A 24,302-nucleotide genomic window follows, 5' to 3' on the forward strand; every position below is an offset into this window, starting at 1 on the left:
TTTTCGTTTATAAGTCGCTTAAATTTTTGGGGCATATGGCCGGAAGAATCCCACGCGTTTTCATCAATGACCTGCTTGCCAGAACCGACATCGTCGATCTCATCGACGCGCGGGTGAAGCTAAAAAAGCAGGGCAAGAACTACCATGCGTGCTGTCCGTTCCATAACGAAAAAACCCCCTCTTTCACCGTAAACGGTGAAAAACAGTTCTACCATTGCTTCGGCTGTGGCGCACACGGTAATGCCGTCGATTTTTTGATGAACTACGACAAGCTCGAGTTCGTTGAAACCGTCGAAGAGCTGGCGGCGATGCATAACCTTGAAGTGCCGTATGAAGCAGGCAGTGGGCCAAGTCAGATCGAGCGCCATCAGCGGCAAACGCTGTACCAACTGATGGATGGCCTGAATTCGTTTTACCAACAGTCTCTTAAGCACTCTGCGGCTGAGCCTGCGCGTCAGTATCTGAACAAGCGCGGACTGAGTGACGATGTGATTGCGCGTTTCGCTATTGGTTACGCCCCGCCCGGCTGGGACAACGTGTTAAAGCGTTTTGGCGGCAATAGCGAAGATCGTAAATCCCTCATCGACGCAGGCATGCTGGTCACCAACGACCAGGGACGAAGCTACGACCGCTTCCGTGAACGGGTGATGTTCCCGATCCGCGACAAGCGTGGCCGGGTGATAGGTTTTGGTGGTCGCGTGCTGGGTGATGCCCTGCCGAAATACCTTAACTCCCCGGAAACCGATATTTTCCATAAGGGCCGCCAGCTTTACGGTCTTTATGAGGCACAGCAGGATAATGCGGAACCTCCGCGTCTTCTGGTCGTCGAAGGCTATATGGATGTTGTTGCGCTGGCGCAGTACGACATTAATTATGCCGTTGCGTCGCTGGGAACGTCCACCACGGCGGACCATATCCAGCTGCTGTTCCGCGTCACCAACAACGTGATTTGCTGTTACGACGGTGACCGCGCAGGACGCGACGCCGCCTGGCGAGCGCTGGAAACCGCGTTGCCGTATATGACCGACGGGCGTCAGCTACGCTTTATGTTCCTGCCCGACGGTGAAGACCCGGATACGCTGGTGCGTAAAGAGGGTAAAGCGGCGTTTGAAGCGCGGATGGAGCAGGCACAGCCGCTCTCCACGTTTCTGTTTAACAGCCTGATGCCGCAGGTTGATTTGAGTACCCCTGACGGGCGCGCGCAACTCAGCACGCTGGCGCTGCCGTTAATCAGCCAGGTGCCCGGCGAAACGCTGCGCATCTATCTGCGTCAGGAGTTAGGCAACAAGCTCGGCATTCTGGATGACAGCCAGCTTGAACGTTTAATGCCGAAACAGGCTGAAAACGGCACGGTACGCCCCGCGCCTCAGCTAAAACGCACAACCATGCGTATACTGATAGGGTTGCTGGTGCAAAACCCCGAACTTGCTCCGCAAGTGCCGTCGCTGGCGGGTTTGAACCACGAAAAATTGCCCGGGCTTGGCTTATTTTCAGAATTGGTCAACACTTGTTTGTCTCAGCCAGGTCTGACCACCGGACAACTTTTAGAGCATTATCGCGGCACAAAAGAGGCCGCTACCCTTGAAAAACTGTCGATGTGGGGCGATATAGCAGATAAGGATATCGCAGAAAAAACGTTCACCGACTCGCTCAACCATATGTTTGATTCGATGCTTGAGTTGCGCCAGGAAGAGTTGATAGCTCGCGAGCGCACCCATGGCCTGAGCAGCGAAGAACGCCGGGAGCTCTGGATGATTAACCAGGAACTGGCGAAGAAATAAAAAATTTAACGGCTTAAGTGCCGAATATCGATCGGGAAGCCCCCGGCAGCCGCACTGAGAGGCAGCGGCAAAAATATAAGTACGCCCTCGCTTTAAAGGTTGGCAGCCCATCGCCGACACCAATCAAACGAATTAAGTGTGGATACCGTCTTATGGAGCAAAACCCGCAGTCACAGCTGAAACTTCTTGTCCAACGCGGTAAGGAGCAAGGCTATCTGACCTATGCCGAGGTCAATGACCATCTGCCGGAAGATATCGTCGATTCAGATCAGATCGAAGATATCATCCAAATGATCAATGACATGGGCATTCAGGTGATGGAAGAAGCACCGGATGCCGATGATCTGTTGCTGGCTGAAACCTCCAACAACACTGACGAAGATGCGGAAGAAGCTGCTGCACAGGTCCTGTCCAGCGTGGAATCTGAAATCGGGCGTACCACTGACCCGGTCCGCATGTACATGCGCGAAATGGGTACCGTTGAACTGTTGACCCGCGAAGGCGAAATTGACATCGCAAAACGCATCGAAGACGGGATCAACCAGGTTCAGTGCTCTGTTGCCGAATACCCGGAAGCGATTACCTATCTGCTGGAGCAGTACGATCGCGTCGAAGCGGAAGAAGCGCGTCTGTCCGATCTGATCACTGGCTTTGTCGACCCGAACGCTGAAGAAGATATGGCGCCAACCGCCACTCACGTCGGTTCTGAGCTGTCTCAGGAAGAGATGGATGACGACGAAGACGAAGATGAAGAAGAAGAGGACGACAGCAGCGACGATGACAACAGCATCGACCCTGAACTGGCGCGTGAGAAGTTTGCCGAGCTGCGTACCCAGTACGAAGTGACGCGTGACACCATCAAAGCGAAAGGCCGCAGCCATGCCGCCGCTCAGGAAGAGATCCTGAAGCTGTCTGAAGTGTTCAAACAGTTCCGCCTGGTGCCAAAACAGTTCGACTACCTGGTGAACAGCATGCGCGTGATGATGGATCGCGTACGTACCCAGGAACGTATCATCATGAAGCTGTGCGTTGAACAGTGCAAAATGCCGAAGAAGAACTTCATTACCCTCTTCACCGGCAATGAAACCAGCGAAACCTGGTTCAACGCCGCTATCGCGATGAACAAGCCGTGGTCTGAAAAGCTGCACGACGTGAAAGAAGACGTACAGCGCGGCCTGCAAAAACTGCATCAGATTGAAGAAGAGACCGGCCTGACCATCGAGCAGGTGAAAGACATCAACCGTCGTATGTCCATCGGTGAAGCGAAAGCCCGCCGTGCTAAGAAAGAGATGGTTGAAGCGAACTTACGTCTGGTTATCTCTATCGCCAAGAAATACACCAATCGTGGCCTGCAATTCCTGGATCTGATTCAGGAAGGCAACATCGGTCTAATGAAAGCGGTAGATAAGTTTGAATACCGTCGTGGTTACAAGTTCTCCACCTATGCTACCTGGTGGATCCGTCAGGCGATCACCCGCTCTATCGCAGACCAGGCGCGCACCATCCGTATTCCGGTGCATATGATTGAGACCATCAACAAACTCAACCGTATCTCTCGCCAGATGTTGCAGGAGATGGGCCGCGAGCCGACGCCGGAAGAGCTGGCTGAACGCATGTTGATGCCGGAAGACAAGATCCGTAAAGTGCTGAAAATCGCTAAAGAGCCAATCTCCATGGAAACGCCAATCGGTGATGATGAAGATTCGCATCTGGGTGATTTCATCGAGGATACCACCCTCGAGCTGCCGCTGGACTCTGCCACCACCGAGAGCCTGCGTGCCGCTACGCACGACGTGCTGGCTGGCCTGACCGCCCGTGAAGCCAAAGTGCTGCGTATGCGTTTCGGTATCGACATGAACACCGACCACACGCTGGAAGAAGTGGGTAAACAGTTTGACGTTACCCGCGAACGTATCCGTCAGATCGAAGCGAAGGCGCTGCGTAAGCTGCGCCATCCGAGCCGCTCTGAAGTGCTGCGTAGCTTCCTGGACGATTAATCGGTCCTGAAATGAAAAAGCTCCCAATCGGGAGCTTTTTTTGTTTATTCCCTCTACCTGTGGGAGAGGGTCAGGATGAGGGCATCAAACCGCAGAGGAGCTAAAGCCCCCTCACCACCAGCGCCTCATCCAGTTCCCGATACGCCTCCACCAGCTTGTCCAGCGTCGCCCTGTTCAGCCCACTCGGGTTCGGCAGCACCCACACCTGCGTTACGCCAATGGTAATGTTCTGCTTACCCCAGCTGGCGCCGCGCTGGCTGAACGCCTGCTCGTAGGCCTGCTTGCGGAGAATCGCCAGCGCCGCGGGCTGATAGTCTTCAATTTTCGCGATCAGCTCACGTCCGCCAGCGCGCAGCTCATGCAGATTCACTTCGCTCGCCTGCACCGTGGGTCGCTCGACCAGCATGGTGATGCCACAGCGCGTATCCAGCAGCTGCTGCTCTTCTTCCGGCTTAAGCTGTTTGTCGGTAAATCCGGCCTGGTGGATCACCTTCCAGAAGCGATTTCCCGGATGAGCAAAGTGAAAACCGGTGTGCGCCGATGACTTACCCGGATTGATACCGCAGAACACCACCCGCAGGCCAGGGGCCAGAATATCGTTGATCATCTCTACTCCTGTCTATGCATCTTAAGATAAGTATAAAGGATTGATTATGCGTTGTTTATAAAAACAGCAGGCAGGTGTGAATGGCTGGATTGCTGAGGGGAGTTACTTTATAATTCACCGCCACGGCCCCTTAGCTCAGTGGTTAGAGCAGGCGACTCATAATCGCTTGGTCGCTGGTTCAAGTACAGCAGGGGCCACCAAATTTTAGCTTTATAATCATCCAGTTAAGCCACTCGATTGAGTGGCTTTTTTGTAAGTAATCCACCACACGTAGCCCGGCCTGCCGCTTCCCCTCACAAACCCTAAAAACTAAAGAAATCCCCCATCGCGCCGATCATCATCCGTGTGTATTATTTCCTGTAGCTTTTACAACAACTAACCTTAACTCAAATACTTAAGCGCCAGAGCGAAAGGCATCATGAGCACACCGATCAAACGGCTAGAAATCATTAAAAATGCCATTGAGCTGGAAGATGACGACATCATCCGGAGCCAGCTGAAACGTCTCAAAGAGGAAGCCTTTGACGATGATCTCCTGTCCATCGTCGCGGCGCTTGAGCAGAAAAACTACACCGCAGCCCTTCGCGCTATCACCGCCTGGCTGCAAAGCCAGCGCGCCGTTACCCCGTGGCGTGACCCACAGCTGGCGGCCAGCAAGCTGGAGCTGAAAGCCCTGGAAGAGCGTCTGCGCGATCTGATTGATCGCCGTAACGCCCGGGTACAGCAGCTAGATGAGTTCAACGATCTTTATTTCTCCCGCCTCGGGCCGTTGATGCAGCAGATCCTCGCCCTGCGTAAAACGCTGGCGGAGCTTAACCTGCGTCGTCAGCAGGCGGAGACGCGTCGTCGGGAAGAGGATTACCGCCGCTGCCAGGACTATATGGCGCAGGCCGTAGAGGTTCTGACAAAGCTCACCCGGCGCTGGCGAGATCTGCCTGCGGATTCCGTTCAGGCGGCAGAGGCGCGCAAACATCTTCAGCAGCAAAGCAATCTGATTGCCAACCTGCTGGCCGAAGCAATGGAGCTGGAGACCGGTTTAACGCGTGAAGAAGAGCCGGCACGTCAGGCGCGCGATGAGGCCAACGAAGAGTACAAGAAGTATCGCGAACAGCATCATGATGCCGAAGTTCGCCTGCGTAAAGGCAAGGATCTCTCAGAAGAGGATCGGAACGAGCTGAAGCGGCTCTGGCGTCAGGCGAGCAAGCTATGCCACCCGGATCTGGTTGCCGATGATTTAAAAGAGGAAGCCAACAGGATGATGGTGCAACTCAACCAGGCCAAACAGCGCGGCGACGTGAAGGCCATTCGCTCGCTGGTCGCCCGTCTGCAACAAGGATTCGAACCAATGATGGCGAGCGACAGGCTGAACGACCTTGAACGTATTCGTAAAAAGATGGCGCAGGTGCGTGAGCAAATCGACACCCTGGTGAACGAGCTGGCAGAGCTGGAGAAGGAAGAGTCCTGGCTGCTCGTCTCGTCGCTCAGCAATATGGAAGCCTACTTTGCCCAGCAGGAGAAAGCGCTGAAAGAGGTATGCGCCTCGCTCGAACATCAGGTGAGCGAAGCGCAGCTGGATCCCGCTGCCTGATTATTTGGCGTGCCAGTACGCGCTGGCACGCACCAGCTGCGGGTCAATTGCGTCGCTTTCAAACTGACGGCTCAGGCGTTTCACCACCTTCCCCTCCCCGGTCAGCCAGATAAAGTAATCCTCTTCCGGCACGGCCAGCGCGGCAAGATGGTCGGCCATCGCCTGCTCGTTGTGGCCGATAACCCAGGTGATGTTGAACCCGCTCAGGTGTGCCAGATAGTCCTGATACGCCGCATCGCCCACGGTGACGATGGCGTGGATCGCCGGGCGAACAGGCAGTTTTGCGATGCCTTCTAAACGGCGGCGCAGCGCGGGCATCCCCGACTCGTCGCACACGTACAGCTGCCAGGCGTAATCTTCCGGCACCACCAGCGAACCGCGCGGCCCGCCGATGGTCAGCTTGTCGCCCACCTTAGCCTCTACCGCCCAGTTGCTGGCAATGCCGCCATCATGAACGAAGAAATCGAGCGCCAGCTCATGTTTTTCGTCATCGTACAGCGGGGTATAGTCACGTGCCTGCGGACGCGTGCCGTCGCCCCAGTCGATGCCTTCATCGGTCACCACAGGCGGCACGAAAGTGGTGCCCGGTGCCGGGAAAAAGACTTTGGTATGGTCGTCAAAGCCGCGAGAGCTAAAGCCCTCCAGCGCCTCGCCGCCTAGCACAATGCGCTGAAATCCTGCGCTGACTCGCTCAGTGCGCAGCACGTTCAGCTCACGAAAACGCAGGTCATTGCGGACACGTTGAGGGTAACGGGTAGATGCCATGTTGATGCCCTTCTCAGGTGAATACGATATATCGGAATGAATTTTTAATGATAATGATTGCTATTAACTAAGAAATCAAGATTTTTTAGATTACATCTGAATATATCTTAGATATAGTTTAGATATATCAAATTGAGGGAAAAACATGCGACACGAACACGACGGCGGCGGACGCCGGCCACGATTTTTTGGTCATGGCGATTTGCGGCTGGTGATCCTGGATATCCTGACCCGCAACGCGAGCCATGGTTACGAGCTGATTAAAGAGATCGAAAACCTGACGCAGGGACATTACACGCCTAGCCCTGGCGTGATCTACCCGACGCTGGATTACTTGCAGGATCAGGCGCTTATCACTATTACCGAAGAAGAGAACGGCCGGAAGCGGATTGCGATTAATGCCGCCGGACAGCAATGGCTGGATGACAACCGGGAACAGCTGGAGCAGATCCAGACGCGTATCAAGGCGCGCTCCGTCGGGTTCCAGCTGCGCAAAAACCCGCAGATGAAGCGGGCGCTGGATAACTTCAAAGCGGTACTGGATCTGAAGGTTAATCAGGGAGAGCTCAGCGACGCGCAGTTGAAACAGATTATCGGCGTGATTGACCGCGCGGCGCTGGAGATCTCCCAGCTGGATTAAGCCAGCACGCCGTCGCTCACGCGGAACACCCGGACCAGCTCTTTCAGGTGCATCGCCTGTTCGTTAAGGGATGCCGCCGCCGCAACGGACTCCTCCACCAGCGCGGAGTTCTGCTGGGTGGTGGCGTCTATCAGGCCAATCGCGCTGTTGATCTGCGAGATGCCTTCCGTCTGTTCATGGCTGGCCTGGCGAATCTCACGCAGGATTACGTCCATCTCCTCCACGTTGCCGACCATGCCGTTGATAAGCCCGCTGGCTTTCTCCACAAGGTTCATGCCGTCCTGCGTCTGGCTTGTGGAGCTTTCAATCAGCTGGCGGATCTCACTCGCAGATGTTGCACTTTTCTGCGCGAGCTGGCGTACCTCGCCCGCCACCACCGCAAAGCCGCGACCATGCTCACCCGCGCGCGCCGCTTCGACCGCCGCGTTTAGCGCCAGAATATTAGTCTGGAAGGCAATGGCGTCGATCAGGTCGATAATGTCGGACATCCTGTTCGATGTTTCGTTAATCAGGCGCATCTTGCTGGTGACCTGCTTCATCATCTCGCCGTTGTTTTTGACCACGGCAGCCGCATCGGCAGACAGGTTCGTCGCTTCTCCGGTGTGGGACGCGGTGTTCTTCACCGTAGCGGTGATCTGCTCCATCGACGCGGCCGTTTGTTCAACGGAACTGGCCTGCTCCTCCGTGCGGGCAGCCAGATCCTGGTTTCCCGCGACAATCTGCGCGGCGGCGCTGGAGATGTTTTCCGATCCGGTTTGCACCTGCTGCACAATCTCCAGCAGGCGCGTTTTCATCTCCATCAGTGCGGTGAGTAGCAGTCCGGTTTCATCTTTACCGTGCGAGATAATGCTGCCGGTGAGATCGCCATCGGCAATGGCCTCCGCAAAATTCACCGCGTCGTTCAGCGGTCGGGTAATGGATCGCACAATGAACCAGCCAGTCAGGCTGGCTGCCGCGACGCTGAAAAGCGTAATCAGGACCAGCAGGAGACGATTGGTGCGGAAATCGCCTTCCACCTGCTCGCCCGCACTCTGCATTTCATGGTCCTGGATCGCAATCAGCGCCTGCACTTTCGCTTTATAGGACTGTTGCAGATTCAGGGTGTTGGTCATCATTTCGTTTATCGCGCCCGCACGGTCGTTATTCTGCACGGCCTGCAAAATGCGGTAGCGCGAGTCAAGATATTGCTGGCGTACGCCGTGGATATCGGCCAGCACCTGTTGGGATTTTTTATCCTTGAGAGCGTTGTCCAGCTCGCTCAGGATTGAGGAGATGCGCTCGCTGATCGCCTTCAGACGCTGCTCTGATTGCGCCGTGTACGTCCCCTGTTCGTCCAGCAGCATGAGCTGCTGCGTGCTTATAAATTCCTGGAAGTTGTCGATTAACTGGTTCGCTTTTACCGTCGTTGGATAGTCGCTGGTAAGGATGGTTTGCATTCCATTGTTTGCCCGATTCAGGCTCATCAGAGACAAGCTTGCGCTGACGACCATCAGGACAATAAATAATCCAAACGCCAGAAATAATTTCGTGCCGATCTTTACGTCATGTATGAACATATTTACCCCATCGATGTGATTATTTCTCAGACGATCGCTGTTATCGACAGGAAACACGCTAACTTTATGACTTTGATCGTTTTTTTATTTTTCACTCTCAATGAATCTGGATTGTAACAATTAAAAACCGGGCGCTTTTTTTAGTTACTTAATATTTCATTAACAACATAACTTATTCTGAAAAACAAAAAAGCCGTTTATCCCGGAGGAATAAACGGCTTTATCGAAGCATACATTTCTTAATGCAGCACGGTAACCGCATCTTCAAGGCGTCCGGCCCGGTGCTTAACCATCGCGGAAATCTGCGCGCTCTCTTCGACCAGGTCAGCATTTTTCTGCGTAATGCTGTCCAGCTCTGCCACAGCACGGGTCAGCTCTGTCAGGCCTGTCGCCTGCTCTGAGGTGGCGTGACTGATCTGCGCGATGAGCTGCGTGACGTTTTTCACCTGCTCGACAATATCATCCATAGTACGTCCCGCGGCGTGGACCTGCTCGGCGCCCGACTGCACTTTGCTGGCGCTGGCGTCGATCAGCTTGCGAATATCGTTAGCCGCGTTCGCGCTGCGGCTGGCAAGATGACGCACTTCGCCCGCCACCACCGCAAAGCCTTTCCCCTGCTCGCCCGCGCGTGCCGCCTCAACCGCAGCGTTCAGCGCCAGAATATTGGTCTGGAAGGCGATGTCATTGATAAGCGAGGTAATAGAGCCAATGCGCTGGGTACTGTCGGCAATGTCATCCATGGTTTTCACCACGGTCTGCATCACGGTGCCCCCCTGCGTGGCCGCGCTGCTGGCGGCCATCGATAGCTTGTCGACTTCGGCTGCGGTCTCAGAGTTACTCTGCACCGACGCCGCCATCTGGTTCATTGTTGCCACGGTCTGCTGCACGTTAGCCACGGTCTGGCGCGTGCGGTCGTTGAGATCTTCATTGCCCTGCGCCAGCCTGTCGCTGCCGTCGCGCACGCTCACCACCTGGCTGGAGACGTCGTTGATCAGCCAGCGGCACATCAGCCCCAGCTGTCCGACGGCCCGCAGCGTTAGCCCCAGTTCATCGCTGCGGTTAAGATGCTGCACGCTGTTACGCTCTCCGGTAGCGACCCTGAGCGCCTGCCGTGCGACGTTTTCCACCGGGCGGACAATCTGTTGCTCAAACACCAGGGTGCCAAGCAGCATCACCACGGCTGCCGCCACCAGCGAAGCCCAGCCCGCGGCACTGGCAACAAGCGTTGCGGCCATCACCGCGAAAAGTACCGCCATTACGCTACGCACGCGCCAGCGCAGCGGCATCGCCGGTAGTTTGCCGAGCCAGCCTTTGCGCACCACCAGCCCTTTATGAATGCGTTTTTTGCAGCGTCCTTCGTTGAGCGCCTTATAAAGCGGCTCCACCGCGGCGACCTCGTCCTGCGTGGCGCGGGTACGAATGGACATATAGCCCGTCATCTGGCCGTTACGCACCATTGGTACCGCATTGGCACGTACCCAATAGTGATCGCCATTTTTACGTCGGTTTTTGACAATCCCGCTCCAGGGTTCGCCCTTTTGCAGCGTGTACCACATGTCGGCAAAAGCCGCTTTCGGCATATCCGGATGACGCACAATGTTGTGCGGTTGCCCGAGCAGCTCCTGGAGCGTAAAGCCGCTCACTTGCACAAAGGTGTCGTTAGTGTGGGTCATGTAGCTGTGGAGGTCGGTGGTCGACATAAGCGTGGTGTCATCGTCCAGCGGATATTCATTCTGGGTGACATAGTCAGGAGAGGACATAGTGAGCATCCCTTGCAGGTTATTTGAATGTTAATTTTGTGGCTTATGTTTTTTCGGCGATAAAAAATTTATCTTTAGTTGTTAAATATGATTGAGATCGCAAATCTCGGTTAAACCGCACTTTTCGTACGTTTTTCTAATTAATTGATTTAAAATACTTTCGGCATGAAACTACCTACAAAGCATGATACCCCGGTGCACACTTAAGGCGCATTCCCTGCCCTGGAGCAGTGCAATTGACGACACCCCATCCCCGGCTCGTTATCCCTTATCCCGTGCGGCGCGCGATGGCATGATTAAATATTGTGCAACTTTGATTTCACCTGGCGTTTATCCCGATTTTTGTTAAGGCATCTGAGGTGGCGTAATCCCTGCAATACTTAACTCAGTATCATGTGATACGCGATCCCCGGGAGCATATTTTGAACAGGTTACCTTCCAGCGCCTCGGCTCTTGCCTGTACCGCGCACGCACTGAATCTCATTGAGAAGCGAACGCTTGATCATGAGGAGATGAAACAACTTAACCGTGAGGTCATTGATTACTTTAAGGAGCATGTGAATCCAGGTTTTCTGGAGTATCGCAAATCTGTTACCGCCGGCGGGGATTACGGAGCCGTAGAGTGGCAAGCGGGCAGTCTGAATACGCTTGTCGACACCCAGGGACAGGAGTTTATCGATTGCCTGGGTGGTTTTGGTATTTTCAACGTGGGGCACCGTAATCCAGTTGTGGTTTCCGCCGTACAGAATCAACTTGCGAAACAACCTCTCCATAGCCAGGAACTGCTCGATCCGCTTCGCGCCATGCTCGCGAAAACGCTGGCAGCCTTAACGCCCGGTAAGCTGAAATACAGCTTCTTCAGCAACAGCGGCACCGAATCGGTCGAAGCGGCGATTAAACTCGCCAAAGCGTACCAGTCGCCGCGCGGGAAATTTACCTTTATCGCCACCAGCGGCGCGTTCCACGGGAAATCCCTGGGCGCTCTGTCGGCGACCGCTAAATCTACCTTCCGCAAGCCGTTTATGCCGCTGCTGCCGGGCTTCCGCCACGTGCCGTTTGGCGACATCAACGCCATGCGCATCGTGCTGAGTGAATGCCGTAAAACCGGCGACGACGTGGCGGCGGTGATCCTGGAGCCGATTCAGGGTGAAGGCGGCGTGATCCTCCCGCCGCAGGGCTATCTGCCCGCCGTGCGTCAGCTGTGCGATGAGTTTGGCGCGCTGCTGATCTTCGACGAAGTGCAGACCGGGATGGGGCGCACCGGCAAGATGTTCGCCTGCGAGCACGAGAACGTTCAGCCGGACATTCTGTGCCTGGCGAAAGCGCTCGGTGGCGGCGTGATGCCGATTGGCGCAACGGTCGCCACTGAGGAGGTCTTCTCGGTGCTGTTCGATAACCCGTTCTTACATACCACCACCTTTGGCGGTAACCCGCTGGCCTGTGCGGCGGCGCTGGCCACCATCAACGTGCTGCTGGAGCAAAACCTGCCCGCGCAAGCGGAGCAGAAAGGCGACATGCTGCTGGACGGCTTCCGTCAGTTGGGCCGGGAATATCCGGATCTGGTACAGGATGCGCGCGGGAAAGGGATGCTGATGGCGATTGAGTTCGTTGATAACGAAACCGGTTATAGCTTCGCAAGCGAGATGTTCCGCCAGCGGGTACTGGTGGCGGGAACGCTTAACAACTCGAAAACCATCCGCATTGAGCCACCGTTGACGCTTACCATTGAGCAGTGTGAGCAAGTGCTGAAGGCGGCGCGTAAAGCGCTGGCGGCATTACGTATTGCCGTAACATCCGCCTGAACATTTATTTTTCCTGCCCTTTTAGCAGTATCAGGGCGATATGCAAAGAAATCCCTGGGATACGCCAGGGATTTCTTTATGCAGTCAGACTGAGGAATAATGTGCATAAGTGCAAACACGGTTCATCATATAAATTTAAAATATTTCTTTATGTAATATCAGATTGTAAAAGCAGCCGGATAATAACACCACCGCATTCCCAACGCATGTCCGAATAATGACAGCCGTAACGTCTTGCATTATTAACAAAACCACGATGACATTCATCGCAGACATTAATAAAACCGACCAGCGAATAGAAATGCGGTTCTGACGGCGTGCAATATCATTCAAACAAATAAATTATGAGTTAATTTTATATTTAGTAAAACTAATAAAACATCAACCCATTATCACATTGATATAATATTATTTAATCCGTAGAATCCCCTCATTCATCAGCGCAGTGGCGGATGATATAAAACCAGTAACAACGCCCTGGGTAAAAATAATATATTAATCTAAAAACATATCCTATACCACTGCCTCGAAAAAAGATTCACATGACATTGTGAATATATTATTTCAATTGACAGCATGATGTTTATCTAAAAAGGATTTGTATGAAAAAGCAAGTTATAGCAATGGCTGTTGCCGGCGCGCTGGCTGGTGGCATGGCAATTAATGCGCAGGCCGATACCGTTACCGTTTCCGGCGGGACCGTCAACTTTGTCGGCCAGGTGGTAAACGCCGCCTGTTCCGTCGCGGCTGACTCCGTAGACCAGACAGTTACCCTGAGCCAGGTGCGTACCGTCAAGCTGACAACGGTCGGCATGCAGGCCAACCAGAAAGAAGATTTTAAAATCGTTCTGGAAGATTGCGACGCCACCGTTAGCCAGAATGCCGCCGTGATCTTTAACGGCCAGCAGGACCCTGCTGTAGAAGGCAGCCTGGCGAACACCGCTGGCGCAGGCTCGGCCAAAAACGTTGCGCTGCAACTGTTCGGGCCGGACGGCCAGGCGCTGAACATTGGCGATACCTCCTCCAACGTTAAGCTGATCAACGGCGAAAACATCATCCCGCTGAGCGTGGATTACGTGGCCACAGGCGCGGCCGAGCCGGGCAACGTCTCCTCCGTCGCAACGTTCCAGATGGTTTATTCCTGATTCGTTAGCCGATCTCGCTTCTTCGCCTGCGGGCGGAGAAGCGTTGTCCGGCAAGCGTTAGAGAGTTCGCAATGCAGCAATCCATAAATCGGGCGCTGCTGATAGCCGGCACTGCGCTTTTTGCCGTATTGCCAGCCGCGGCAAAGGACGATGGAAGCGTGACCTTTCAGGGTCAGGTCGTCAATGCGGCCTGTTCCGTCAGCATGGATTCCCAGGATCAAATCGTGCATATGGGACAGGTACGCAATAGCCAGTTCATCGCCGCCGGTGACTGGGCCAAACCGGTACCCTTCTTCATCACGCTGGAAGCATGCGACACCAGCGTAAGCCAGCGCGCCGGGGTGCTGTTTAGCGGCGAGTCTGACAGCAACGATCCCCAGGTTTTTCGCGCGGGCTATGGGCCTGGCGCCGCCACCGGGATTGGTATCGGTCTATTCGATGCGATGGGGAACCTGGTAAAGCCAGACACCGCGCCCCCCTGGTACAGACCTTTGCAGGACGGTGAAAACCGGCTGAGCTATATCGCCAGGTATCGCGCCACCGAAGATAGCGTCAACGCTGGTACCGCGAACGCGCAGGTCTGGTTCATCGTTTTTTACCAATAACTGACTCACAGGCAAGAAGCCTGACACATGAGAAACTGAGGGAACAATGCGTATCATTACATCACGCTGTAAACTGACTTGTCTGATAGCTGGCGCGCTAACGGCTCTGTTCGCGATGGGGGTGGCCGGTTCTGCCAGCGCAGGCGGTATCGCGCTCGGGGGAACCCGGGTGATTTATCCCCAGGGTGATAAGCAGGCTTCATTAGCCATTATTAACTCTTCAACGAATACCACTTTTTTAATTCAGAGCTGGGTGTCCAATGCCGAAGGGGCAAAATCAGCGGATTTTGTCATTACGCCGCCGCTGTTTGTTATCCATCCTAAAAAAGAGAATACCCTGCGTATTATGTACGTGGGCCCCGATCTGCCTGTCGATCGTGAAAGCGTTTTTTATCTGAACAGCAAAGCCATCCCTTCCGTCGAGAAAAATAAGCTTTCCGGTAATACGCTACAAATTGCCACCCAGAGCGTTATTAAACTTTTTATCCGGCCGAAAAAAATTGCCGTCGCTCTCTATTGATGCACCCAAAACATTAACCTGCTCAGTCACCAATGGAAAAGTCACTATTACCAATCCATCGCCTTATTACGTTTCGTTGGTTCAGTTTTTCGTCGGCAGCACGCAACTGGCAAATAACATGGTAGCGCCCAAAAATAACCTGGTGGTGGAGATCCCCGGTGGCGGCACTGGCAGCGTGAGGTTTCAGACCGTTAATGACTTTGGTGCCAACACGCCCGTTCAGTCATGCGCGAAATAAGTCGTATACGGCGTTACGTATGACGTTTTGTCATTAAAAGCCTCGCAGGTAAGGGAAGACATGAAGCGTGTTCAGCCACGAAGATTTTACGCGCTCGTCAGAGCGTCGCTAACGCCGCTGGCGTTGACGATTGCGGGACTCCTTTCGTCCATCACCGTGCGCGCGGAGTATTTTTTTAACCCGGCATTTTTGTCGAGCGATCCTTCCGCCGTGGCGGATCTCTCCCGTTTTTCAACAAATGGCCAGGCGCCGGGCGTCTATCGCGTGGATCTCTGGCTGAATGGAACATTTGTCACCACCCGCGATATCAACTTTATCGCCAGAACCGTAACGGACGGAGCCGTACAGGGCGACGACACGGGGCTAATGGCCTGCCTGACGCCCAAAGCGTATGAAAACCTGGGCGTCAACGTTCAGGCATTCCCGGCGCTGGCCGCCGCGAAAGCCGACAGCTGCGTGGACATTGCCGCCATTATTCCGGCCGCTGCCACTCTCTTTAATTTCGAACAGCAGCGTCTGGAAATCAGCATTCCGCAGGCCGCATTACGCAACAACGCGCGCGGCTATATCCCGCCAGAGCAGTGGGATGAAGGTATTAACGCTCTGCTGCTGAACTATAACTTTAGCGGCTCATACAGCCGCGATCGCAGCGAAAACGGCACAACCCACAAAAGCTATTTCCTCGGCCTGAACAGCGGGGTGAATCTTGGTGCGTGGCGTCTGCGGGACTACTCGACGTGGAACTACTATAACAGCGACGAGAACCGCCATAGCGAATGGGAACATATCAACACCTATCTTGAGCGGACGGTGATTCCGCTAAAGGGCAGACTGACGGTGGGCGATAGCTATACCTCGTCGGAAATTTTCGACAGCCTTCCCTTTCGCGGCGCGCAGATCGCCTCGGACGACAACATGCTGCCAGACAGCATGAAAGGCTTTGCGCCCACCATTCGCGGGATTGCCAAAAGCAACGCGCAGGTCACCATCAAGCAGAACGGCTATAGTCTTTACCAGAGCTACGTTCCGCCCGGCGCCTTCGCCATTAACGATCTCTTCCCAACCTCCTCCAGCGGCGACCTCACGGTGGAAGTGAAGGAGACGGACGGCAGTATCTCCCGCTATTCCGTTCCTTACTCCGCCGTACCGCTCCTCCAGCGCGAAGGGCGGGTGAAGTATGCCCTGACGGCGGCACAGTACCGCAGCAATAACGGTCAGCAGGACGAGGTGAATTTTGCCCAGGGCACGCTGATTTGGGGGCTACCGCAGGGCGTAACCGTCTATGGCGGCTCACAGCTTTCCGGCGATTATCACGCGCTGGCTCTTGGCGCTGGCCTCAATATGGGCAACTTTGGCGCCGTCTCTCTCGACGTTACCCACGCGCGCAGTACGCTGGCCGACGACACCAGCCATACGGGGCAGTCTCTTCGTTTCCTGTATGCCAAATCCCTCAACAAGATGGGTACGAACTTCCAGCTGCTGGGCTACCGCTACTCCACGTCCGGGTTCTATAACCTGGATGAGACAACCTACACACATATGCAGGGCTATACGGGCGATGCGGAGCAGGATGACGCGAATGAGGCCACGAACTGGCTGGACTACTACAACCTCAACTGGACTAAACGCGGCAAGCTTCAATTCAATATTTCGCAGCAGCTACGCAGGCTCGGCTCGCTGTTCGTGACCGGAAGCCAGCAGAGCTACTGGCACACGGACGACAAAAACACGCTCGTCCAGGTGGGATACAGCGGTACCTGGGCCGGGATCTCATACAGCCTGACCTACAACTACAACAAATCGCCGGGCATGTCGGATAGCGATGAGATTTATGCGATTAACCTTTCCTTCCCGCTTAGCCAGTGGCTTTCACCTGCCAATGACGTCAGCCAGAAGCGGAACTACGCCTATGCCACCTACGGCATGAGCGCCAATAAACATGGAGAAACATCTCAGAACGCGGGGATTAACGGCACGCTGCTGGCGGAGAACAACCTTAACTACAGCGTGCAGGAAGGTTATGCCCGCCAGGGGGCTGGCTCGCAAGGTTCCGCCAGTCTGGAATACGATGCCGCCTACGGCAACGCCAGCCTGGGCTACAACTACAGCGATAACGGCGATTATCGGGAAGTAACCTACGGCCTGAGCGGAGGCGTGGTAGCCCACCGCAACGGCATCACCTTAAGCCAGCCACTGGGTGATACCAACGTGCTGATTGCCGTACCGGGCGCAGCGGACGTCAGCGTCGAGAATGAACCCGGTATCCATACCGACGGACGCGGCTATGCGGTGGTGCCTTACGCCTCGGCCTACCATCTGAACAGGATGGCGCTGGACATTAACTCCCTCTCAGACGCCATGGATATCGATGATGCCGTCACCAGCGTGGTGCCGACCCACGGCGCCATCGTGCGCGCCACGTTTAACGCCCGTCTGGGCGCACGCGCGCTGGTAACGCTGCGCTACCACGGCAAGCCGGTGCCGTTTGGCGCCATGGTTTCCCGCGACGATAACGGCAGCGACACCATCGTAGGCGAAGAAGGCGAAACCTACCTCTCCGGCCTGAGCCAAAAGGGAGTGTTGAAGGCGCAATGGGGAGAAGGGGCGGATAAGCGCTGTACGGCCAACTACCACTTACCTGAAAGCAAACAGCCGCTGCTGCGGATCACCATGGAGTGTTCATAAATGAAATTAAGGATGATGCTTCTCTCTGCCGCTGGGCTACTTTTTTCGCTGAGCAGCCTGGCCGCAACGTGCAAAAACGCTAACGGCGGAATTTCCATGGTGAATTACGATCTGACCACCACGCTCACCACGGATCAAAACATCAAGGGCAACGGTACAGAGCTGAACCGAACCCAGGATATCCACGTCAACGCCACCTGTCCCCCAGGCAACTGGGAGAAGCGCACCTATCGTACCTATATCTCACCTTTCCCCGTGGTCAAAACGGAAGGCGAGTGGAAATATTTACAGCTTGATCCGGATTATATTATCGGTGCGATGAAAATCCATGATGCCACCATCGGCGATTTTTATCCGCCGGTGGAGTATGTCCACATGGGGGGGCACGAAGAGGTGGATACGGGCGGCGTCTTCCCGGTGAACGACAGCAATCTGACCTTCAAAATACAGATTGTCAGGCCGTTCATCGGCTCGGTCGTGATCCCGCCGAAACTGATGTTTAACGTCTATGTCACCACGACGGAAAATGACCGGCCCACCGTAATCGTTTATCAGATCACCTACAGCGGCGTAATAACCGTCCCGCAAAACTGCGTGATTAACGCCGGGCAAACCGTCACCGTCGATTTTGGGGCACTCTACCACGGCGATTTCACCCAGGCCGGACAGCGACCCGACAGCGTAGCGCCAAAAACCTTTACCGTGCCGATCGAATGCAACGCTGATGTCAACTCACCGGCGCAGCTCACCCTGCGGGTACAGGGGACGGCAGACGCTCGTTTCGCCAACGCGCTGGCGACGGATAACCCGGACGTGGCCGTCGTCGTGACCAGCCCGCAGGGCGAGATCCTGCGGCCAAACGTGTTCTCAAGCAGCGTCCCCTTTACCACGGATATGTCAGGACGCGCGGACGTGACGCTGCAAGCCTACCCCATCAGCACCACCGGGCAGTCGCCAGAGCTGGGCGTCTTCAGGGCGCTGGCGCTGTTACGCATTGATTTCGCCTGAGGAAGCGTAATGACCATTTCATGGAAAAACACCGTATGGCTGAGCGTGGCCCTGTTAAACCCGCCGCTGGTGAAGGCTGACGACACAAGCTTTAACGTGCAGTTTATCGGCACCATCGTTGGGGAATCCTGTAACGTCGATACTAACAGCGCAGAGCAAACGATCGACCTGGGTGAATTTACGACAGAGGAATTTCCGCGCGTGGGCGCCACGACACCGGAAAAGCAGTTTGCCATCACGCTCAAAAACTGCACCCGCGCAATCGGCGGCACGACCGTCTGGTTTACCGGCGACGCGGACGCCAACGATCCCACGCTGCTTGCCCTCTCAGATACGGGAAAAGGGACGCAGCACATGATGGCGACCGGACTGGCAGTCGAGCTGCTCGACAGCGCGCGGGCGTCTGTCCCGATCAATAATACCGAGTCGCCGCTATATCCCCTGCTGCCGGGCGATAACACGCTGACCTTCTTCCTGCGCTATAAATCTACGCTGCCGACGGTCACCACCGGCAACGCCACCGCCGTGATGTATTTCGATCTGCTTTACCAGTAAGGAGACAGAATGACGATCCTGAACAGGTTATTTATCTGTTGCGCGCTGCTGTTGTCAGGCAAGACGCTCGCCCATGACGGCACGGTCTATATTACCGGCGTGGTGAAAGGCAAAACCTGTATTGTCTCCCCCGGCTCGGAACAGCTGGTAGTGGAGATGCATGATGTGGCGGCCCGCCAGCTGGCCGGGCAAAAAAACGAAACGCCCTATGAGCCGTTCACTATTAACCTTGAAGCCTGCGGCGCCGGGTTATCCGCCGTCAGCACCCATTTTGAAGGCACGCCGGACGGTAACAATAGCGATCTGCTGGCCCTGACCGGCGGGCCGGACTATGCAACCGGCGTGGCTATCGGCCTCTATAATCCTGATAAATCGCTGATCGCCATGGGGGATGAAAGCCTGCCGTTCGCGCTAAGCAATGACCAGACCACCCTGGCGCTGCATTTTTACGCCCGCTACCTCGCCGTGACGAACGCCGTTACGCCGGGGGTGGCTAACGCTGCCGCCACCTTTGTGCTGACCTATGCGTGAGGCCAGCCTGCTGAAAAAAGCGGGGATAGCCCTGCTGACCGCCGCGTCTTTCTGGCTCTTGCCTGCTCAGGCCGGGGTGGTGATTGGCGGCACGCGGTTTGTTTATCCTCAGGATCAGCGCGCTATCAGCGTCACCGTGCGCAATAAGTCCTCGCTGCCGTATCTGATTGGCACAAAAATTTATCGCGGCGGCCGATGGCCGGGGGCGCAGCAGCCCCCCGAAGCGGCCACCGCGTGGTTTACCGCGACGCCGCCACTTTTTGCACTCCAGCCCGGACGTGAGAATAAGATCCGTCTGTTTCGCGCCGATGCGCCGCTTCCTGCCGATCGCGAAACGCTTTTCACGCTAAGCATTGCCTCCATTCCGGCCAGCCAGCGTCACAGCGATAACGTTCAGATGGCGGTACGTTCCAGCATGAAGTTTATCTATCGCCCGGAGGGGATTCAGGGCGAACCGGCGCTGGCCTATCGTCAGCTACGCTGGCAGCTGACCGCCGACGGGCTGACGGTTGAAAACCCGTCGCCTTATTACGTTACGCTGTATCAGCTTTCCGTTAACGGAACGCGGGTGGATAACGCCGGCGTTGTCGCCCCTCTGAGCCAGCGACGAACGGACTGGTGTAAAGGGACTGTCAGGTGCCAGCTCACCTGGCAGTCGCTGAGCGACGAGGGGCGGATATTGCCCTCGATCGCCCGCACGGTGAAATAATTGCTCGCGGGGGTATCCTGGCAGCGGACCGACACTAGCGGTGAAACTCCGCTACCGTCATGGTAAAGCGCAGCACTTTTTCTCCCTCATTGGCATAGCCGTGCGCCGCTTCCGTTTTCGCTACCGCCGACGCGCCAGCATTAACCTGTACCACCGTCTCGTCCACCGTCAGGGTTAATATGCCTTCGTTCACGTGCAGCAGCTCAAACGTTCCCGCCGGATGTCCCGGAGAGGTGAAAGTCTCTCCAGGATGCATCTCCCACTGCCACAGCTCAATCATGTCCGGTCCTGCGGTGCCTGCCAGCAATCTGGCATAACCGCCCTGTGCGCCCTGCCACAGAACCGGGATCGCCTCTTCCTGAATAATGTGTACCTGCGGCTCGCTGGAGACGTTAACGATATCTGCCACCGAGACGCCAAGCGCGGCGGCCAGTTTGCACAGAATGGCAATGCTGGGGTTGGCAGCCCCTTTTTCGATCTCCACCAGCATGCCTTTGCTGACGCTGGCGCGGCGGGAAAGCTCGTCCAGCGACAGCTTTTTCTCTTTCCGCCAGCTGCGGATACGGTTCGCCACGGCCAGGCTTACCTGGGCGACATCGGCGCCCGCATCGGTCATTATATTGACTTTATCAGTCATTGGTCACTACCATGGTATAAAACAGTCAATACAGGATTATTTATGTCTCTTCTAACACCGTCAATAGATTCGCGACTTGTCGGGATCGCGCCCGGCTTTCGGGCACTGAGCATTCTGGTTGAAGCTGCCCCGATTACCCAACCGGAAGTTGCGCCCGCTGCGCTGGCGCAGGCCTGCCAGCAGATGCTCAATGATGATGTGCCCTGGGCAGAAAATCATCTCGCCGCCTGGGATGAGGTGTTTAAAACCTTTGGTGCAAAACCCAAACGTACGCCCTGCTCGGCCTCGGCCCTGCGCAAGCGCGTGATGAGAGACGGTTCGCTGCCGCCGCTCGACCCGGTGGTGGATATCTATAATGCCATCAGTATCCGTTACGCTATTCCGGTAGGGGGAGAAAATCTGGCGGCTTACTCGGGAGCGCCGCGCCTGACGCTGGCCGACGGCAGCGAGCCGTTTGATACCTTTAAAGAAGGTGAGCCGGTTGTAGAAAATCCGGAGCCAGGCGAAGTTATCTGGCGTGACGATCTCGGCGTCACCTGCCGCCGCTGGAACTGGCGACAGGGGGTACGCACGCGTCTGGACAGCCAGGCGAAATCCATGTGGTTTATTCTCGAAAGCCTGCCGTCGATGCCGCTGGCGGCATTACAGGAAGCTGGCGATGAGCTGGTGAGCAATCTGCAAAAGCTGATGCCGGGCGCGACGGCGCGTATTCAGTTGCTGGAGCTGGCGTGAACAACGCCGGGTGGCGCTTCGCTTACCCGGCCTACAAAATCAACACCCACCGTACCCGTAGGCCCGGTAAGCGTTAGCGCCACCGGGCAAACACCGCACCATCTCACCCCCGTAGGCCCGGTAAGCGCAGCGCCACCGGGCAAATACCGCACCATCTCGCCCCCGTAGGCCCGGTAAGCGCAGCGCCACCGGGCAAACATCGCACCATCCCCCGTAGGCCCGGTAAGCGCAGCGCCACCGGGCAAAGCCGCTACTCCGGCAACAACCCCACAAAACAGCGTTTTTTGCGCGGCTCTGACATCAGCTCTTCAAGCTTATCCACGCACGCCAGATAGTGTGGCGTTTGCTTATGCGCCAGCACCGCCGCTTCGTCTTTATAGGCTTCGTAGATAAAGAAGCGGGTTTTCACCCGCGGGTCCTGCAAGACATCAAAGCGCAGGTTTCCCGGCTCCTTGATGGCCCCCTCGTGGTTGGCGCGAAATACCTCCAGAAACTCGTCCACCCGCTCGGGTTTAATATTAATCTCCACCAGCGTCACGTTCATTTTGCTTCTCCCTGTTTCTCTTCCTGCCAGAACTGGAACGCCTCCCGGGCGCTCATGTTCTCGTGAACGACTTTCTTCACCGCCTTCAGCATGGCGAGTGGCGCGCTGGACTGGAAGATGTTGCGCCCCATGTCCACGCCGGATGCGCCCTGGTCAATCGCCCGCCAGCACATCTCCAGCGCCTCGTGCTCCGGCAGCTTTTTGGCCCCGGCGATAACAATCGGCACCGGGCAGCTGGCGGTCACTTTTTCAAAGCCCTCGTCCACGTAGTAGGTTTTGACGAACTGCGCTCCCATTTCGGCGGCGATGCGGCTGGCAAGCGAGAAATAGCGCGCGTCACGCGCCATCTCTTTCCCCACGCCCGTCACCGCCAGCGTCGGCATGCCGTAGCGCGCCCCCGCATCCACCAGCTTGATGATGTTGTTGATCGACTGATGCTCAAACGGGCTTCCGATATACACCTGCGCCGCCACCGCGCAGACGTTCAGGCGCAGCGCGTCCTCCATCGCCACCGCCACGCACTCGTTGGACAGCTCGCCCAGAATCGAGTTACCGCCGGAGGCACGCAGCACCACCGGTTTGTTCGTGGCGGCTGGCACCTGGCTCCTGAGGATGCCGCGGGTGCACATCAGCACGTCGGTTTCACCAAACAGCGGCGCGATGGAGAGATCGATACGCTCAAGGCCGGTGGTCGGCCCCTGAAAGTAGCCGTGGTCAAAGGCCAGCATCACCGTGCGGTTGCTCTGTGGGTTGAAGATGCGCGCAAGCCTCGACTGCATTCCCCAGTCCAGCGAGCCGCAGCCCTTCAGGGTGTACGGCACATTCTGCTGCGGCGTGCCGATGCCAAAATCCTTGCCGTCTTTGATGTCATCTAAATCAGCCATTTGCTCCCCCGTCAGAAATCGTATTTGTTGATGTTCTCTTTGGTGAACACCACCCGCTCCGGCAGCAGCACGATGCCGTTGCCCTTCGCCTCATACTGGTAGCCCTGCACGCTGTTCGGCTCGACCTTCAGCGTCCCGATATCTTTCACGTCGACGCTGTCGCCAGGGTTAAGATCGCCTTTTTTCAGTAAACGATCGGCGACATTGACCGCAATTTTGCCCTGTTGCACCACATCCCACAGGCCGAAGGCTTTCACCGTGCCGCGCTCAACGTACGGGCGCATCACGTTCGGCGTGCTGAAGCCGACAATCGCCACCCCTTCCCGTTTCAGGTTTTCCGCCGCCTGTGCCGCGGCTGGCAGGGCGTTGGCGTCCGGGGCGATGATCGCATCCAGATCCGGATAGGCTTTTAAGATCCCTTCGGCGGTTTGCAGAGATTTGGTGGCGTCGTTATAGCCAAACTGGGTGGTGACGACCTGCCACTGAGGATGATCTTTCTCGATTTTGGCCTTTGCCTCTTTCACCCACTGGTTCTGGTCGGTAACGGTCGGGCTGGAGTAGAAGAACGCCACTTTCGCGTTCGGTTTGGTGACCTGTTTGCCCGCCATCTCCACCAGCAGGCCGCCGAGCTGCTCCGGCGTTCCCTGGTTGATGTAGATGCTGCGGCACTCCGGTTTGGTGTCGGAGTCCCAGGTCAGGACCTTCACGCCGCGCTGCATCGCGCGCTTTAGCGCCGGGCAGAGACCGTCCGGCGACACGGCAGAGACGATGATGGCGTTATAGCCCTGGTTGACGAAATTATTGATGAGCTGCACCTGGCCGGAGACGCTCGGCTCGGTCGGGCCGTCGTAGGTCACGTCCACGCCAAGATCTTTCCCCGCCTCTTTCGCGCCGTTGCCGCCGCTGGTGAAGAATCCCACGCCTACCAGTTTCGGGATAAAGGCAATGCGGTCCGCCGCCTGCGCCGAAGCGAAGCTGAGGGCCATTGCCAGGACGAATAGTTTTGTTTTCAT

21 protein-coding genes, 1 tRNA gene and 1 pseudogene are annotated in these 24,302 nt (G+C 56.0%); 15 read left to right on the top strand and 8 right to left on the bottom strand.

Translation table 11 applies throughout. The features are described 5' to 3' along the window. The first annotated feature begins 35 nt into the window (after positions 1–35). Positions 36–1,781, top strand: coding sequence for a DNA primase (gene dnaG / locus KTH07_RS17275; protein ID WP_032618997.1), 1,746 nt, complete (start codon positions 36–38; stop codon positions 1,779–1,781). Positions 1,782–1,933: 152 nt separating this feature from the next. After that, on the top strand, positions 1,934–3,778 hold the full coding sequence (gene rpoD / locus KTH07_RS17280; RefSeq protein ID WP_015571912.1) for an RNA polymerase sigma factor RpoD: 1,845 nt from the start codon (positions 1,934–1,936) through the stop codon (positions 3,776–3,778). 100 nt (positions 3,779–3,878) lie between these two features. On the opposite strand, the gene mug is transcribed toward rpoD, so the two are convergent. Next, positions 3,879–4,385 (bottom strand): G/U mismatch-specific DNA glycosylase, encoded by a 507-nt coding sequence (mug, locus tag KTH07_RS17285; RefSeq protein WP_063162065.1) that lies wholly within the window; start codon positions 4,383–4,385, stop codon positions 3,879–3,881. A gap of 124 nt (positions 4,386–4,509) precedes the next feature. Between mug and KTH07_RS17290 the strand changes: the two genes are divergently transcribed. Together KTH07_RS17290 and KTH07_RS17295 are read left to right on the top strand one after the other, a co-directional pair. Further along, positions 4,510–4,585 (top strand) — tRNA-Ile (locus KTH07_RS17290). A gap of 218 nt (positions 4,586–4,803) precedes the next feature. Beyond that, positions 4,804–5,973, top strand: a complete 1,170-nt coding sequence (locus tag KTH07_RS17295; RefSeq protein ID WP_017692643.1) for a DNA repair ATPase — start codon at positions 4,804–4,806, stop codon at positions 5,971–5,973. Here the strand turns inward: KTH07_RS17295 and KTH07_RS17300 are convergent, their stop codons facing one another. Next, the gene (locus tag KTH07_RS17300; RefSeq protein ID WP_017692642.1) at positions 5,974–6,738 is read right to left on the bottom strand and encodes a siderophore-interacting protein; all 765 of its coding nucleotides are present in this window, start codon (positions 6,736–6,738) and stop codon (positions 5,974–5,976) included. It abuts the gene before it with no gap. 145 nt (positions 6,739–6,883) lie between these two features. On the opposite strand from KTH07_RS17300, the gene KTH07_RS17305 reads away from it, so the two are divergent. Beyond that, positions 6,884–7,378, top strand: coding sequence for a PadR family transcriptional regulator (locus tag KTH07_RS17305; RefSeq protein WP_017382401.1), 495 nt, complete (start codon positions 6,884–6,886; stop codon positions 7,376–7,378). Here the strand turns inward: KTH07_RS17305 and KTH07_RS17310 are convergent. Together KTH07_RS17310 and KTH07_RS17315 are read right to left on the bottom strand one after the other, a co-directional pair. Continuing rightward, positions 7,375–8,934 (bottom strand): methyl-accepting chemotaxis protein, encoded by a 1,560-nt coding sequence (locus KTH07_RS17310; RefSeq protein ID WP_032618958.1) that lies wholly within the window; start codon positions 8,932–8,934, stop codon positions 7,375–7,377. The genes KTH07_RS17305 and KTH07_RS17310 overlap by 4 nt on opposite strands. Before the next feature lie 239 nt (positions 8,935–9,173). After that, positions 9,174–10,694 (bottom strand): PAS domain-containing methyl-accepting chemotaxis protein, encoded by a 1,521-nt coding sequence (locus KTH07_RS17315; RefSeq protein ID WP_015571918.1) that lies wholly within the window; start codon positions 10,692–10,694, stop codon positions 9,174–9,176. A gap of 422 nt (positions 10,695–11,116) precedes the next feature. Between KTH07_RS17315 and ygjG the strand changes: the two genes are divergently transcribed. From ygjG to KTH07_RS17360, 9 genes and pseudogenes are all read left to right on the top strand, one after another. Continuing rightward, the gene (gene ygjG / locus KTH07_RS17320) at positions 11,117–12,496 is read left to right on the top strand and encodes a putrescine aminotransferase (RefSeq protein WP_020480128.1); all 1,380 of its coding nucleotides are present in this window, start codon (positions 11,117–11,119) and stop codon (positions 12,494–12,496) included. A gap of 602 nt (positions 12,497–13,098) precedes the next feature. Beyond that, entirely contained in the window at positions 13,099–13,641 is a 543-nt protein-coding gene (locus KTH07_RS17325; protein WP_017382405.1) for a fimbrial protein BcfA, read from the top strand. Between the two features lie 71 nt (positions 13,642–13,712). Beyond that, positions 13,713–14,246: a fimbrial protein gene (locus KTH07_RS17330; RefSeq protein ID WP_015571921.1), complete on the top strand. Its 534-nt coding sequence runs from the start codon at positions 13,713–13,715 to the stop codon at positions 14,244–14,246. 46 nt (positions 14,247–14,292) lie between these two features. Further along, a pseudogene (locus KTH07_RS17335) lies at positions 14,293–15,004 on the top strand (fimbria/pilus periplasmic chaperone). 60 nt (positions 15,005–15,064) lie between these two features. After that, the gene (locus KTH07_RS17340) at positions 15,065–17,689 is read left to right on the top strand and encodes a fimbrial biogenesis usher protein (protein ID WP_032618957.1); all 2,625 of its coding nucleotides are present in this window, start codon (positions 15,065–15,067) and stop codon (positions 17,687–17,689) included. Continuing rightward, positions 17,690–18,697 (top strand): fimbrial protein, encoded by a 1,008-nt coding sequence (locus tag KTH07_RS17345; protein WP_023295472.1) that lies wholly within the window; start codon positions 17,690–17,692, stop codon positions 18,695–18,697. A 9-nt stretch (positions 18,698–18,706) separates the two neighbouring features. Next, entirely contained in the window at positions 18,707–19,252 is a 546-nt protein-coding gene (locus KTH07_RS17350) for a fimbrial protein (protein WP_015571924.1), read from the top strand. Between the two features lie 9 nt (positions 19,253–19,261). After that, complete coding sequence (locus KTH07_RS17355; RefSeq protein WP_017692635.1) at positions 19,262–19,783, top strand: fimbrial protein; 522 nt, start codon at positions 19,262–19,264, stop codon at positions 19,781–19,783. Beyond that, positions 19,776–20,492 carry a fimbria/pilus periplasmic chaperone gene (locus KTH07_RS17360; RefSeq protein WP_017692634.1) on the top strand — a complete coding sequence of 239 codons (717 nt, stop codon included), beginning with the start codon at positions 19,776–19,778 and terminating at the stop codon, positions 20,490–20,492. Before KTH07_RS17355 ends, KTH07_RS17360 begins: the two co-directional genes overlap by 8 nt. A gap of 34 nt (positions 20,493–20,526) precedes the next feature. On the opposite strand, the gene KTH07_RS17365 is transcribed toward KTH07_RS17360, so the two are convergent. Beyond that, positions 20,527–21,129, bottom strand: a complete 603-nt coding sequence (locus KTH07_RS17365; RefSeq protein ID WP_017692633.1) for a helix-turn-helix domain-containing protein — start codon at positions 21,127–21,129, stop codon at positions 20,527–20,529. Positions 21,130–21,171: 42 nt separating this feature from the next. On the opposite strand from KTH07_RS17365, the gene KTH07_RS17370 reads away from it, so the two are divergent. Then, a complete protein-coding gene (locus KTH07_RS17370) occupies positions 21,172–21,861 on the top strand; it encodes a B3/4 domain-containing protein (RefSeq protein ID WP_023304469.1) in 690 nt (229 codons plus the stop codon). A 250-nt stretch (positions 21,862–22,111) separates the two neighbouring features. Here KTH07_RS17370 and lsrG read toward each other — a convergent pair whose 3' ends face one another. From lsrG to lsrB, 3 genes are read right to left on the bottom strand one after another with little or no spacing between them, the layout of a single operon-like run. Beyond that, on the bottom strand, positions 22,112–22,405 hold the full coding sequence (gene lsrG, locus KTH07_RS17375; protein ID WP_023295476.1) for a (4S)-4-hydroxy-5-phosphonooxypentane-2,3-dione isomerase: 294 nt from the start codon (positions 22,403–22,405) through the stop codon (positions 22,112–22,114). Beyond that, the gene (lsrF, locus tag KTH07_RS17380; protein ID WP_217310801.1) at positions 22,402–23,289 is read right to left on the bottom strand and encodes a 3-hydroxy-5-phosphonooxypentane-2,4-dione thiolase; all 888 of its coding nucleotides are present in this window, start codon (positions 23,287–23,289) and stop codon (positions 22,402–22,404) included. The genes lsrG and lsrF overlap by 4 nt, the downstream gene beginning before the upstream one ends. Before the next feature lie 11 nt (positions 23,290–23,300). Further along, entirely contained in the window at positions 23,301–24,302 is a 1,002-nt protein-coding gene (lsrB, locus tag KTH07_RS17385) for an autoinducer 2 ABC transporter substrate-binding protein LsrB (RefSeq protein ID WP_017382416.1), read from the bottom strand.

This window comes from Enterobacter cloacae complex sp. ECL72 (assembly GCF_019056635.1).
Classification (GTDB): Bacteria; Pseudomonadota; Gammaproteobacteria; order Enterobacterales; family Enterobacteriaceae; genus Enterobacter; species Enterobacter hormaechei_C.

What these genes read in the sequence shown, in the direction of transcription:
- KTH07_RS17325 (WP_017382405.1), top strand. Translation starts at nt 13,099, where the DNA reads ATGAAAAAGCAAGTTATAGCAATGGCTGTTGCCGGCGCGCTGGCTGGT.
- mug (WP_063162065.1), bottom strand. Translation starts at nt 4,385, where the DNA reads ATGATCAACGATATTCTGGCCCCTGGCCTGCGGGTGGTGTTCTGCGGT.
- KTH07_RS17345 (WP_023295472.1), top strand. Translation starts at nt 17,690, where the DNA reads ATGAAATTAAGGATGATGCTTCTCTCTGCCGCTGGGCTACTTTTTTCG.
- KTH07_RS17350 (WP_015571924.1), top strand. Translation starts at nt 18,707, where the DNA reads ATGACCATTTCATGGAAAAACACCGTATGGCTGAGCGTGGCCCTGTTA.
- KTH07_RS17340 (WP_032618957.1), top strand. Translation starts at nt 15,065, where the DNA reads ATGAAGCGTGTTCAGCCACGAAGATTTTACGCGCTCGTCAGAGCGTCG.
- lsrF (WP_217310801.1), bottom strand. Translation starts at nt 23,289, where the DNA reads ATGGCTGATTTAGATGACATCAAAGACGGCAAGGATTTTGGCATCGGC.
- KTH07_RS17360 (WP_017692634.1), top strand. Translation starts at nt 19,776, where the DNA reads ATGCGTGAGGCCAGCCTGCTGAAAAAAGCGGGGATAGCCCTGCTGACC.
- lsrB (WP_017382416.1), bottom strand. Translation starts at nt 24,302, where the DNA reads ATGAAAACAAAACTATTCGTCCTGGCAATGGCCCTCAGCTTCGCTTCG.
- KTH07_RS17315 (WP_015571918.1), bottom strand. Translation starts at nt 10,694, where the DNA reads ATGTCCTCTCCTGACTATGTCACCCAGAATGAATATCCGCTGGACGAT.
- KTH07_RS17365 (WP_017692633.1), bottom strand. Translation starts at nt 21,129, where the DNA reads ATGACTGATAAAGTCAATATAATGACCGATGCGGGCGCCGATGTCGCC.
- KTH07_RS17295 (WP_017692643.1), top strand. Translation starts at nt 4,804, where the DNA reads ATGAGCACACCGATCAAACGGCTAGAAATCATTAAAAATGCCATTGAG.
- KTH07_RS17370 (WP_023304469.1), top strand. Translation starts at nt 21,172, where the DNA reads ATGTCTCTTCTAACACCGTCAATAGATTCGCGACTTGTCGGGATCGCG.
- KTH07_RS17330 (WP_015571921.1), top strand. Translation starts at nt 13,713, where the DNA reads ATGCAGCAATCCATAAATCGGGCGCTGCTGATAGCCGGCACTGCGCTT.
- KTH07_RS17305 (WP_017382401.1), top strand. Translation starts at nt 6,884, where the DNA reads ATGCGACACGAACACGACGGCGGCGGACGCCGGCCACGATTTTTTGGT.
- rpoD (WP_015571912.1), top strand. Translation starts at nt 1,934, where the DNA reads ATGGAGCAAAACCCGCAGTCACAGCTGAAACTTCTTGTCCAACGCGGT.
- lsrG (WP_023295476.1), bottom strand. Translation starts at nt 22,405, where the DNA reads ATGAACGTGACGCTGGTGGAGATTAATATTAAACCCGAGCGGGTGGAC.
- KTH07_RS17355 (WP_017692635.1), top strand. Translation starts at nt 19,262, where the DNA reads ATGACGATCCTGAACAGGTTATTTATCTGTTGCGCGCTGCTGTTGTCA.
- dnaG (WP_032618997.1), top strand. Translation starts at nt 36, where the DNA reads ATGGCCGGAAGAATCCCACGCGTTTTCATCAATGACCTGCTTGCCAGA.
- KTH07_RS17300 (WP_017692642.1), bottom strand. Translation starts at nt 6,738, where the DNA reads ATGGCATCTACCCGTTACCCTCAACGTGTCCGCAATGACCTGCGTTTT.
- KTH07_RS17310 (WP_032618958.1), bottom strand. Translation starts at nt 8,934, where the DNA reads ATGTTCATACATGACGTAAAGATCGGCACGAAATTATTTCTGGCGTTT.